The organism is Streptomyces sp. NPDC006283, from assembly GCF_040613325.1.
In the GTDB taxonomy this organism is placed as follows: domain Bacteria; phylum Actinomycetota; class Actinomycetes; order Streptomycetales; family Streptomycetaceae; genus Streptomyces.
On sequence record NZ_JBEXRZ010000017.1, the window covers coordinates 1 to 12,664 of the forward strand.

9 protein-coding genes and 1 pseudogene are annotated in these 12,664 nt (G+C 66.0%); 6 read left to right on the forward strand and 4 right to left on the reverse strand.

The features are described 5' to 3' along the window. Positions 1-166 precede the first annotated feature (166 nt). Complete coding sequence (locus ABZ070_RS06155; protein WP_356630464.1) at positions 167-1,027, reverse strand: fumarylacetoacetate hydrolase family protein; 861 nt, start codon at positions 1,025-1,027, stop codon at positions 167-169. Positions 1,028-1,218: 191 nt separating this feature from the next. Here ABZ070_RS06155 and ABZ070_RS06160 point away from each other — a divergent pair. Further along, positions 1,219-1,553, forward strand: a pseudogene (locus ABZ070_RS06160) (YnfA family protein). Positions 1,554-1,623: 70 nt separating this feature from the next. Here ABZ070_RS06160 and ABZ070_RS06165 read toward each other — a convergent pair. Beyond that, positions 1,624-2,376 (reverse strand): YidC/Oxa1 family membrane protein insertase, encoded by a 753-nt coding sequence (locus ABZ070_RS06165; protein WP_356630466.1) that lies wholly within the window; start codon positions 2,374-2,376, stop codon positions 1,624-1,626. A 93-nt stretch (positions 2,377-2,469) separates the two neighbouring features. Further along, entirely contained in the window at positions 2,470-2,787 is a 318-nt protein-coding gene (locus ABZ070_RS06170) for a DUF6412 domain-containing protein (RefSeq protein ID WP_356630468.1), read from the reverse strand. A gap of 263 nt (positions 2,788-3,050) precedes the next feature. Here ABZ070_RS06170 and ABZ070_RS06175 point away from each other — a divergent pair, with 263 nt between their 5' ends. Further along, the gene (locus ABZ070_RS06175) at positions 3,051-4,142 is read left to right on the forward strand and encodes a substrate-binding domain-containing protein (protein WP_356630470.1); all 1,092 of its coding nucleotides are present in this window, start codon (positions 3,051-3,053) and stop codon (positions 4,140-4,142) included. Between the two features lie 44 nt (positions 4,143-4,186). On the opposite strand, the gene ABZ070_RS06180 is transcribed toward ABZ070_RS06175, so the two are convergent. After that, the gene (locus ABZ070_RS06180; RefSeq protein WP_356630580.1) at positions 4,187-4,948 is read right to left on the reverse strand and encodes a class E sortase; all 762 of its coding nucleotides are present in this window, start codon (positions 4,946-4,948) and stop codon (positions 4,187-4,189) included. 169 nt (positions 4,949-5,117) lie between these two features. On the opposite strand from ABZ070_RS06180, the gene ABZ070_RS06185 reads away from it, so the two are divergent. The 4 genes from ABZ070_RS06185 to ABZ070_RS06200 all read left to right on the forward strand — a co-directional run bounded on the left by ABZ070_RS06185 (position 5,118) and on the right by ABZ070_RS06200 (position 12,613). Continuing rightward, positions 5,118-6,128, forward strand: a complete 1,011-nt coding sequence (locus ABZ070_RS06185; protein WP_356630472.1) for a hypothetical protein — start codon at positions 5,118-5,120, stop codon at positions 6,126-6,128. Between the two features lie 927 nt (positions 6,129-7,055). Continuing rightward, entirely contained in the window at positions 7,056-8,609 is a 1,554-nt protein-coding gene (locus tag ABZ070_RS06190; protein WP_356630474.1) for an ATP-binding protein, read from the forward strand. 42 nt (positions 8,610-8,651) lie between these two features. Continuing rightward, on the forward strand, positions 8,652-11,600 hold the full coding sequence (locus ABZ070_RS06195; RefSeq protein ID WP_356630476.1) for a Z1 domain-containing protein: 2,949 nt from the start codon (positions 8,652-8,654) through the stop codon (positions 11,598-11,600). A gap of 50 nt (positions 11,601-11,650) precedes the next feature. After that, positions 11,651-12,613 (forward strand): NaeI family type II restriction endonuclease, encoded by a 963-nt coding sequence (locus ABZ070_RS06200; protein WP_356630478.1) that lies wholly within the window; start codon positions 11,651-11,653, stop codon positions 12,611-12,613. The last annotated feature ends 51 nt before the right edge of the window (positions 12,614-12,664 follow it).

Consider the following 12,664-nt stretch of genomic DNA (forward strand, 5'->3'; position numbering starts at 1 on the left):
GTGTCGGAAGGGCCGGCCCCTGCGGGCGAGCTCCAGGTGAGGGTGCAGGCCAGCCCGGCGGCGAGAGTCCAGATCCAGCCGCGGCGGCGTATGCCGCCGACGCGGTACGGCGCGAGCGGTGTGCCGCCGCGGCCGTACCGCACGCCCCCCGTGCCCGGTCATCCGCCTACGCGTCCTTGAGTTCCTGGCGCTGGCGGCCCAGTCCCTCGATCTCGAGCTCGACCACGTCACCGCCGCGCAGGTACGGCTTCGGCTCGGGCTGCCCGAGCGCCACGCCCGCCGGCGTACCGGTGTTGATGACGTCGCCCGGGTACAGCGTCATGAACTGGCTGACGTACCGGACGACCTCGGCGACCGGGAAGATCTGGTCGGCGGTGGTGCCGTTCTGCTTCAACTCGCCGTTGACCCAGAGCTTCAGGCCCAGGGCCTGCGGGTCCGGCACCTCGTCGGCGGTGACGAGCCACGGACCGAGCGGGTTGAAGGTCTCGCAGTTCTTGCCCTTGTCCCAGGTACCGCCGCGCTCGATCTGGAACTCGCGCTCGGAGACGTCGTGGGCGACCGCGTACCCGGCGACGTACGCCAGCGGGTCCTCGTCCGACTCGATGTAGCGGGCCGTACCTCCGATGATCACCGCGAGCTCGACCTCCCAGTCGGTCTTGCGGCTGCCGCGTGGCACGAGCACCGTGTCGTCCGGCCCCACCACCGTGTCGGCGGCCTTGAGGAAGACGACGGGCTCCGCGGGGGCGGCGGCGCCGGTCTCCGCCGCGTGGTCGTGGTAGTTCAGCCCGATGCACACCACTTTGCCGATCCGGCCCAGCGGCGGACCGACGCGGAGCCCGTCGGCGTCCAGAACGGGCAGGTCACCGGCCTCGGCCGCATTCCTGATCCGGTAGAGGGCGGCGGCGTCGGAGAGCAGCTCTCCGTCGATGTCCGTGACGAGACCGGACAGGTCGCGCAGGGTTGTCCCGTCCTGGTCGAGCAGCGCGGGGCGCTCGGCGCCTGCCGTGCCGACACGCAGCAGCTTCATGGTCTGTCTCCCCTGGTCGAGTGCGAGCCCGCCCGACAGGTGCGGCCATCGGAGGATCGGAGGATTGGCTGATCCTCCAAGATGTCCGACCACTCGGCAAGACCCTGTTCACAAGCTGGACCTTTACGCCTCGGTAGCCACTGCCGGTGCCGCACGAACCGACCGGTGGCGGCCCGGTTAAGGTCGCTGTCATGTCCGTCGCACGCTCCGTCGCCCTCTTCCTGGTCGCCGCGCTGCTCGAGATCGGCGGGGCCTGGCTCGTCTGGCGGGCCTGCGCGAGCACAGAGGCTGGCTCTGGATCGGCGGCGGCGTCATCGCCCTCGGCCTGTACGGCGTCGTCGCCACCTTCCAGAGCGACGCCGACTTCGGTCGCATCCTGGCCGCGTACGGCGGGGTCTTCGTCGCGGGGTCCATCGCCTGGGGCATGATCGCCGACGGCTACCGGCCCGACCGCTACGACATCGCCGGCGCCCTGATCTGCCTCGCCGGGATGGCCGTCATCATGTACGCGCCCCGCGCCCGCTGACCTCCCCGTAACGACGTGCCGCAGCTGCGTCCGCGCCGGGACCGAGAGCTGCGCCTGGGCCGGGACCGCGTCAGAGCTGGGCCAAGGGGGCCGGGACGTCCCGGTAGAGGAACACCCGCTCGACCGCTGTCCAGGTCGTGGACGTGACGACGTACAGCGCGGCGGCCAGCGGCACGACGGCGACCGTGGCGAGTGTGGCGAACGACAGCAGCGGCATGATCTTGGTCATCGCGCCCATCGCCCCCATGCCGGGCAGCTGCTCCCCGCCGGCGCCGGCCGCGGGCACGGGAGCCGCCGACATCTGCTGCTTGGTACGCCGGTAGTTGAAGGTCGCGACGGCGGCGACGATCGCGAAGAGGACGACGTACACAAGGCCCGCGCCGCCGAACACCCCGCCGTCCGCGAGCGCGTCGTGCCACCGGTCTCCGAGGGGCGCGTCGAAGAGCGCGTGGCCGAGCAGCCCGTTGGGCTCGTCGCCGATCTCCGCGCTCGAGAACAGGTGGTACATCAGGAAGAACGCCGGCAACTGGAGCAGGCTCGGCAGGCAGCCGGACAGCGGCGACACCTTCTCCTTCGCGTACAGATCCATCGTCGCCTTCTGCAGCCGCTCCGGGTTCTTCCCGTGCTTGGTGCGCAGCTCGGCGAGCTGCGGCGCGAGCCGGGTGCGGGCCTTCTGCCCGCGGGCCGCGGCGCGGGACAGGGGATGGACCGCGAGCCGCACGAGCGCGGTGAAGACGACGATCGCCGCGGCGGTGGCGGACGCGGCGAACAGGGGCTGGAGGAGGTCGGCGAGCTGCTCGACCAGGGTGGCGAAAACGGACATGGGTGAGCCCTCCGGGGGTCTCGTCGTGCCGGGAACGAGGACATGGCGGCATGACGACCCACGAGGGGACCGATGTGGCGAATTCGGTGCTGCCTACAGGGCCGTCAGGACGAGACGGCCGGGCGCTCGGGGGCGCCTGCGCCCGCGCGCGTCGGGATCACGTTGTGGCAGGAAGGCGGTGCGCCGCTCCCGGTCGCGCAGGGCGGTCCGTATGCGCGTGCGCGGCACGGCGGGCGCGCAACGCGCGCCGATGACAGCGCAGACGACGAGGGCGGAGCCGGCGGCCGCGGTGGCGGTCGCGGCGAGCGCGAGGGCGGCCGAGATGCTGCTGCCGTCGACGAGGAGGACCTCGAGGAGAAGGAGGAACAGCAGGGCCGCGAGCCGGAACAGCCGCACCGTACGACCGGCCATGCACCCCTCCCCCGCAGTGATGTGTTCGCGCTTCCGTCCCTATATACGTCCGGCCGTCGCGCTCGGTTCCCGAACGCGTGAACGCACCGCGCATTCCCGTATCTGAACCGATGACGTTTACACGCATTCCGACACTTGATTACGCAGAATCACGTTGCCATCACGTTAATCGTGCATGTCTTGACGCTTCTTTCGTCACAGAGTTGCCTTTGGGCCACCTCGGCCGCAAATGTGCGGCCTGTCAGGGAGGTCGAGTACAACTGATGAACGCACATCTGCGTCGTGCGGCTGGTGCAGCCGCCGCCACCGTGCTGGCGGCGTCGCTCTCGGGCTGCGGCGGCTCCGACGAACCGGGCGTGAGACTGAGCGACGACATCGTCGTGGGTCTGCTCCTGCCCGAGAACCAGGCCGCCCGCTACGAGAAGTTCGACAAACCGGTCATCGAGGAGCGGATAGCACGGCTCACCAACAGCAAGGGCAAGGTCCTCTACGCCAACGCGAAGTCGGACGCCGGTCTGCAGACGCAGCAGCTCGAGAACATGATCAAAGACAAGGTCGACGTGCTGATCGTCGACGCCGTGGACGCCAAATCGATCGCCGGCGCGATCGAGAAGGCCGACGAGGCCGGCATCCCGGTCGTCGCCTTCGACCGTCTCGCCGAGGGCCCCATCGACGCCTACGTCTCCTTCGACAACGAACAGGTCGGCCACGTCCAGGGCAAGGCCCTGCTGAAAGCCCTCGGAGACGACGCGAAGACCGGCGAGGTCGTGATGGTGCACGGCGCCGTCACGGACCCGAACGCGGCGATGTTCAAGAAGGGCGCCCACACCGAGCTGGACGGCAAGGTCAACATCGGCCAGGAGTACGACACCAAGGACTGGAAGCCGGAGAACGCCAAGGCGCACATGCGACGCGCGATCACGTCCCTCGGCGCGGAGAACATCGCGGGCGTCTACTCCGCCAACGACGGCATGGCCGGCGGCATCATCGCCGCGCTCAAGGCGTCCGGTCTCTCCGAACTCCCGCCGGTCACCGGCCAGGACGCCGAACTCGCCGCCGTGCAGCGCATCGTCGCCGGTGATCAGTACATGACGGTCTACAAGCAGTACGCCCCCGAGGCCGCATCCGCCGCCGAGATGGCCATTCTGCTGGCCCGGCACATGTCCCTCGGCGCGGCAGCCCACACGGACATCGACACCTCGACCGCCAAGTCCGTTCCCACCGTGCTCATCCCCGTCATCGCGGTGACGAAGGACAACATCAAGGAAACGATCGTCCAGGACGGCCTCTACACGTTGAAGGAGATCTGCGCCCCCGCCATCGAGGCCGACTGCGAGGAGCTGGGCCTGACGTAGGGTCTCTCGCGTGGATCAGCCGGGCTCGGCCTGCACCGCGCCACTCACCGAGGCCGCATCGACGTCAGCTTCCCCCACACCACGAGCCGGTACTTGGAGCTGTACTCGGGCGTGCACGTCGTCATCGTCAGGTAGTGGCCCGCCGCGCTGTAGCCCGCGGCGGGCCGCACCGCGCTGCGCGGAACGGAGTTGATCACCCCGGTGTCCCTGGGTGTCGTCCTTGCCAGCGCCTTGTCGACGGCGTACACGTACACGCCGTCGCGCGTCACGACCTCCACCGTGTCACCCGGCCGGAGCCGGTTGATGTAGCGGAAGGGCTCGCCGTGGGTGTTGCGGTGCCCGGCGACGGCGAAGTTCCCGGCCCGGCCGGGCTGCGCGGTGCCCGGGTAGTGGCCGACGTACCCCTTGTCGAGGACGCCCCGCTTCCCGACCCCCTCGGCCACGGGCGCGACGACCCCCAGCCGGGGTATGCGCAGCACGGCGTACGCCTGGTCCCAGCGCGGCGGCGACGGCTCGCGCGCCCCCTCCCGTACCGGCTCGCCCGCGCGACCGCTCCCCGCCTCCGCTTCCGTCCCGCCCTCCGTCACCGTGTCGTTCTCCGTCGCCGGTTCGGGTGTCGGGTCGGGCGCCCGCCCCCACTCCTGCTCCAGTGCCCGGACCCGCCGCTCGGCTCCCTCCTGGGCCTGCCGGTTGGTCCACCACAGCTGGTGCACGACGAGGAGCAGCACGACGACGCCGCAGGTGACGAGGACCTCCGCCCCCGCCCACAGCCCGCGGGCGAGCCGCACGCGCCCGCGCCGCTGCATCCGCCGCCGCACCCGTATCCGCGCCCGCTCCCGCCGCCATCGCACGGGCGCAGGGTAGGGCGGCGCCCGTCAACTCACCAGCGCCGTGACGTACACGACCCCGTCCCCGCTCAGGCAAGGCCATCGGGTCGTCTGCTGCCCCGCCCCGTACAGCAGTACGGTGTGCTGCATGCGCCCCGACACGCCTGCTGACCACATCGCCGAAGCCGAGCGCCTGCTGCGCACCGCCGACCAGTATCCGCAGGACCAGGAACCGCTGCTCCTCCAGGCGGCGGCCCACCTGGAACTGGCCGGCGAGCGCGGCCGCGCCTCCAGCCTCTACGACCGCCTCCTGGCGTCCGAGAACCCGGAGCACCCGCTGCTCGTCAAGGCGTTCCAGGCAGCCAACCTCTGGGAGTACGGCCACGAAGCCGAGGCCCGCGCCCTGATCAACGGCGTCCAGGCGGCGGCTCCGACGGAGGCCGCCCCCTGGGAGATCATCGCCGAGACGCTGGAGAACCACGACGAGCTCGAGGCCTCCCACGCGTGCTTCTCGACGGCGCTGACGATCCTCCTCTCCGAGGGGGACGAGGAGGTCCCGTACGCGACGCGCTCTCTCCTCTCGGGCCGCCACCGCGTCCGCCGCATGCTGGGCCTGCCCCACGACGAGTGGGACACGACGGCCGACCGCGTCCACGCGGACCACACCCCGGACGTCACCCTCGACGAGCTCCACGACCCGAAGCGCCTGTGGGCGCTGGGCTCCGACAACCCGGCCGAACTGCGGGCCGAGATCGCCCGCCTCCACTCCGAACTGGGCTCCTACCGCTCGGCTCTGTCCCGCCCCTTCCCGGTCGCGGTGCTGCACTGGCCGGAGGCGGAGCTGACCGAACTGCTGGGGGCGTACCCGGTACTCGAGAACGAGTACCCCACCCACGCGGCCCACCTGACGGACATCGAGGCCTCGCTGAGGGACCTGGCGGCGACGGGCACGGAGAACCTGGGCATCGTGACGGCGACGGTCCCCTCCTACGAGGCCTTCGCCGCCTCCGAACAGTCCTCCCCCGCCAACGCGGACCTCCTCCCCCAGTACGCCACGACCCTCGCGGCCCGCGGACGGGCTGCGTCATGGCCACCGGCGAGGGGTGCGGCGTGCTGGTGCGGGTCGGGGAGCGCGTACCGGGGGTGTCACGGGGGGTAGTTGGGTTCGCGGCAGCCCCTCCGGGCCTCCGGCTCCGCGCCAATCCGGTCACCGGTCCCCAAGGTTCGGCCCAGACGCTCCCAGCGGTCCGATTGCACGTCCGAAAGCGCTGCTTCGCCACCCGCCTCAGCCTCTCAGCCTGATCCCACAGCCCTGCCCTCCACCGAGGTCGGGGCTGTCACCTCTGGCGGGAGCAGCCGTGCGATGCACATCCATGGCTACGTCTGGCTGGGCAAGAAGCCGGCCTTCGACAGGGACAGCGACAGGAGACCGGAGAATTTCGGCTTCACGTACTCGGAATTCCGCCGATGCAAACGGCTCACTGGCTCCTGAAACCGCCTCACCTGGCCCGGGGAACCTGCGATCCGGCGAAGCGGCCACTGGCTGGGCAGGCACCTGATCGAGGTCGCGCCGCGGTTCGCTTCGCCCACCGAGCGGGACTCGACGCCGTCTCCCAGCTGGTCGCCTCGTGCGCCGAGCGGCTCCTTGGGGCGGGACGTGTGGCCCTGTTTCGCTGGCTCTGGTGGCGTGCTCGCGCGACGTGCAACCCCCGAATTCGGTTGCCCGGGCAGAGGAGTCACGCGTCGGTGAACCGACTTGAACCGGCTGCCGGCGAAACACGTGCCCACCGTTTTCGGGCGAAGCGCATCGCCCGACCTTATGCGGGGCGCTCTCCGCAACCAGCCGATCGGCGACCCGCCGTGGCTGACGCCCATGCACCAGGACACGTCTACAGTCCGCATCAGACAGGGCCTCACTGTGATCCGGTCAACTTCACAGCAACAACTGGAGTGTTCAGGTCCGAGGCGGAGACACCGCTGACACTTGTGAAGGAGTTGCGATAATGTCGCATTTCACCTGATGATCTGACGGGCCGCTTCCCCCCACGCGGGCCCAGTCCTGCGTGCCGAGGGAAGTAACCAGCCCATGAGCTACGACTCCTCTGCCTCCTGGCAGTACGAAGTTCCGACCACTGGCAGCCGGCATCTGCCCCCGGACGCGGGTTACGCCAAGGCTCTCACCAACCAGGGGTACGGCTTCGAAGTCGCCGTAGCCGACCTGGTCGACAACTCTATCGACGCCGGAGCGGACAAGGTCGTTGTGCACTTCCTGCGCGACACAGAACGCATCCTCAGCCTCCTGATCGTCGACAACGGTCGCGGCATGGACGAGCTGGCACTGGACGCTGCCATGACCGTGGGACATCGCCGCGACTACGATGATCACGCACTCGGCATGTACGGCACTGGCCTGAAGGCTGCCTCCCTCTCGCACGCCGACTCCCTTACCGTCGTCAGCCGCACCAAACGAAGCCGAGCGGCAGGGCGGCAGCTGACCGCAGAGGGCATAGCCGACAACTTCCGCTGCGACACAGTGGACCCTGCATATGCACAGACGCTCATCGACTGCTATGACGGAGTGATCGAGTGGCACGGAGCGGTGGTCCGCTGGGATCTCGTGCGGGCTTTCCGTACGGTCACTCCGGGGCAAAGCGACCAGTTCCTGTCTCGGGCCATCTCCCGGCTCGAGAATCATCTCGGCCTCTATCTGCATCGATTCCTGTCCCAGGGGCTAGCCCTGGACATCGCAGTGTGGGATGTGAGCTCTGGCGAAGGCAGACTAGGAGAAGAGCTGGACCACATCGCAGTGGAGCCCCTCGACCCCTTCGGCTACAAGGTGCCGGGTAGGGCTCAGTACCCCAAGAAGTACACGGCCCCCGTAGAAGGCGTGGGCGACATCCAGCTGACTGCCCACATCTGGCCAGCGAAGTCCCGGCAGGCCGGCTTCCGCCAGATCGGCTCGCTCAATGAACGGCAGGGCTTCTACTTCTACCGGAATGACCGTCTCGTACAGGCCGGCGGCTGGAACAACTTGCGCACCCCCGAAGGACACCACGCACTGGCCCGGATCGAGGTCGACCTCCCGTCTAGCCCTAACGCGGTGTTCAGCCTGGACGTAAAGAAGGAAGGAGTCACAGTCACTCCCGCCTTCACCGCTGGCGTGGAGAAGGCCATCGATGCCGCAGGGCACACGTTCCGTGCCTACCTCGCCGACGCCGAAGCAACATACCGGGACGGGGGCAAGCGTTCGGAAATCATCCGGAAGCAGGTGACCGCACCAGGCAAGGGGATCGACCCCAAGATCAAGCGAGTTATCGCTGAAGAACTGCCGCAGAAGCCTGGCGAGGACCCTATCGCCTTCACCTGGGCGACGCTTCCCGCGGACCGCTTCTTCGAACTCAACCGCGATGCCAACGTCGTGCTCCTGAACAAGTCGTTCCGTGAGGACTTCAACGACGGGAGGCGCGGCGGTGCCAACGATGCGCCCGTTACCAAGACTTTGCTGTACCTCCTTCTGGAGGACTGCTTCGGTCTGGGACGTTGGGAACGCGGCCGTCAGGACCGCGTCGACTACTGGAACACCATCCTGCTCGCCTCAGTGCATTCCCAGCGGGAGCGCCGCGATCGAGGCACGCTCTGACCCAAGCTGCACTCCTACTCTCACCAACTCCAGAGGAAACTTGTGACCGACGAGCTGATCAAGATCCACACGAGCGCACTCTCCGCCATGCAGACTTCTCCCCGAGCCTTCGGCAAGTGGGCGGCGCTTATCGCGGACGAGGACGCACCGGACGCCGATCTGACTGAGGAGACCTTCCGCAAACGGTTGTTGAGGGCTGAGGCGGAGGATGAGCCCTTGAAGGCCCTGTGGAGCAGAATGCTCACGGCCTGGGATTTCGCGGAGGCCCCTGGATGGGCGCCCAAGGCTCCTCCCCGAACGCCAGATAGGCGAAACGCCGTCTACGACCTTCTTCGTTTCGGCGCTGATCTCCGGCAGGCCCTTGATCGGGTTGTCCCGGTCCCCGAGATCAATGCAGCAACGGTCATCACAGCGGAGTTCACCCCTTGGTACAACGCGGAAACCGTCGCCGCACGCAGCTTCTATTGGACGTCATATGAGCGGAAGCTTCGCGACAAGGGCTGGTCGGAAGCCGCAATCGCGAGTCTGAACGAGGCCAGCAGGGCGGTTGTAGAGCGTCTGGCCAACCCGGAGCAGTCCGCCATCCGGCAGACGAAAGGACTGGTAGTTGGGTACGTCCAATCGGGCAAGACAGCGAACTTCACGGGCGTCACAGCCAAGGCGATCGACGCTGGATATCGCCTAGTCATCGTCCTGGCCGGCACCCTGAACATGCTGCGGGCGCAGACGCAGCGACGCCTGGACATGGAACTGATCGGGCAGGAGAACATCCTCCGCGGGGCAAACCCTAACGATCTCGACAGCCTGGTCGGCATCGACTACGTAGGAGATGAGGACACCGACTGGCCACACTTCGTCTGCCATGGAGGCCGGCCTTCCACGCTTGGGTCCTTCGACATCGAACGGCTCACCACCCGCGATAACGACTACAGGAGCCTGGCCCAGGGAATCCGCGCACTGGAATTCGAGAAGCGTGAACCGACCCGCCCGCTCTATGAGCCCGCGAACCTCCACCATGCGGCTGCCCGAGTCATGGTGGTGAAGAAGAACAAGTCGGTCCTCACTAAGCTGGTCAAGGACCTGAAGCAGATACACGGGCTCCTTGGCGAACTGCCGGTCTTGATAATCGATGACGAATCTGATCAGGCTTCCGTAAACACTTCCAACCCAAAGAAATGGGAGCAGGGCCGCACCGAACGCACGGCCATCAACTCCCTGATATCGCAACTCCTGGCACTTCTGCCGCGCGCCCAGTACGTCGGCTACACAGCGACTCCGTTCGCGAATGTATTCGTCGACCCCAGAGACGCAGAGGACATCTTCCCTACAGACTTCCTGATCTCCCTGCCACGCCCCGCGGGCTACATGGGGGTTCAGGACTTCCACGACCTTGACTCCACCGTTCCCTACGAGCAGCGCACACATGCCAACTCGCAGGAAAAGGCTCACGTCCGGGACATAGGCGCAGAAACCGACGACAAACTGCAGGAGGCTATGGACGCCTTCATCCTGTCCGGAGCCATAAAGCTCCATCGCGCCGCTCATGGTGTCGATGACGAGCCGTTCCGTCACCACACAATGCTCGTCCACGAATCCGTCAGAGTCGATGACCACGCGGACCTTGCATTGCGCATCAACACTATGTGGCATGAGGCCGGTTATACATCAAGCACCGGGCATGAGCGCCTTCAGTCGCTGTGGGAGTCAGACTTCGCCCCTGTCTGCGCAGTCCGATCGGGCACACTGCCCGTGCCTTCCTCATACCAGGAACTACGTCCTCATATCAGTCGCGCGCGTCAGCTCATCGGCTCCGGCGGCAATCCCGTAATCATTGTTAACGGCAACTCTGACAGGTACTTTGAGCAGCTCGACTTGGACTTCGACCGGACTCCGCATGTCTGGAAGATCCTCGTGGGCGGTACCAAGCTCTCCCGCGGCTTCACTATCGAGGGCCTCACCACGACGTACTACCGCCGCACGACCCAACAGGCAGACACGCTAATGCAGATGGGCCGCTGGTTCGGTTTCCGCCCGGGCTATCGCGACTTGGTGCGCCTTTACATCGGTCGCGAGGAACCCCTGACAAAGACCCGGACGGTTGATCTCTACGAGGCGTTCGAGGCCATCTGCCAAGATGAGGAAGCATTCCGTGCACAGCTTTCTCAGTACGCTGAGATGATCGACGGCAAGCCCCAGCTCACTCCTGCCCAGGTGCTGCCCTTGGTGTCACAGCACCTGGCACTGGTACGGCCTGCGGCACGCAACAAGATGTACCACTCGGAGCTTGTGGAGATTCGCTCGCCCGGACAGTCGATCGAACCCGCAGCTTATCCACAAGACTCTGCCGCAATTCGACAAAACCTTGAGCACTGGCGCCCCCTGCTAAACCTTTTCAACTCAGAACGAAGAATTGCAAGGCTAAACCCCGACCAGGAAAGTCCGCTTGCACGGAGCTTTGAAGTTTTCGCCTCTAAAGTCAGCCATTCCTCACTGATTTCTGTACTGAGCAGGCTGGAGTGGGAGGGCGACAACCACTTCACACCGCACCTGAACTACCTCCGTCAACTCGATGGCACGCTTGCTAAGGTGGATGACTGGCTCCTGGTGGCCCCTCAGACATCGCCCTCGAGACGCGTCGAAGCCAGAATTCTTGGCTCGGCGCCCGGCTCTCTTGTGCGCCGTTCTCGCCAGTTCGGAAAGGTTTCGTTCTCCCGTATCGCTGGCATGGAACACCGTCGCTGGGCCGAAGATCTCATCAGGCAGGCTGGTTCTGGAGGTACCGCTTCGAACGAAGCGTTCGCCATCGGGCCACGCACTGGCGCAGTTCTGCTATACCCGGTCGTAGAGGCCCGTAGCGATGACGAACTTGGAGCCTCTGCCCTTAACGGCATAGCTGATCCTGCTCGCACAATCATGGCTTTCTGCATAGTGCCGCCAACTGCAGCAAATGACTCCTCGCGCCGCCTGCTGCGATACCGGGCAAGGCTATAGGCCATCCGAGGTCCACAGTCGGCGATTCCCCACAGACAAGGCTACCCCCAATGCTGCCTATAGATATCTCAGCAGCCAACATGATCGCCTCACAAAGGCTCCGGGAGGCCGATCCTGAACTGGCTACCGTTTACACCCGCTTGGAAGAGCTTGACCCAGATGGCCGCCGCTTTTCCACTGTGCTCAGAGATACGATCGACCAGCTACTGAATGGCGAGGCGACCGGGCGATACGACTGGAACACACTCTTCAAAACGGAAAAGACGCATGCTGGAACCCTCGTCGAGATCAACTTGCAGCGGGAGTTCAAATTTAGCGACGGCATCAGCATGGACTACCGGATCGGCGGCATCGAGGTCGACTGCAAGTACTCGCAGCAGTTCGGTGGCTGGATGATCCCTCCTGAAGCCGTTGGCCACCTCTGCTTGCTGGTTTGGGCCGACGATTTCAAGAGTCTGTGGAGCGCCGGCCTCGTACGTGTCAGGCGTGAGTGGCTGAACCAGGGGAATAATCGCGACCTCAAGCTGACACTTAAATCTGAGCACCGAAACAAAATTGCATGGATTCAGTACCAGAGTGCGCTGCCCGAAAACGTTCTGCTTCATAGCTCACATAAGGTCCGCACCGCGATCTTCTCCCATAACTCCGGCCAAGCCAGGGTAAATGAGCTTTTCCAGCAGATCCAGAACCGCCGCATTGGCCGCAATACAGTAAGGACGGTCGCCCAGCAGAAGGACTACATGAAGCGCGTCCGCGGAAACGGTGGCGCCCGCTCTGCACTGCAGAGAAAGGGCCTCATCATCATGGGAGATTATGAGGCACACAGAAGAATCGCCGCCGCGCTCCATCTCCCTGTTCCGGGGGAAGGTGAGTTCGTCAGCACACGGGTGGTACTGGCAGGAGCAGAAACAACACGTCCAGGCATCGAAATCGACGGACAGAATTGGGTCCGTGCCCGAGACGAGGAGCCAGATCGACCGGGACCGACTCTCCCTGCTCCTCGCCGCGGCTGAGGCCGCCGGGGGGCGACTGTCCTCCATGCAGCGGCGGCGCACCGGGTTTTC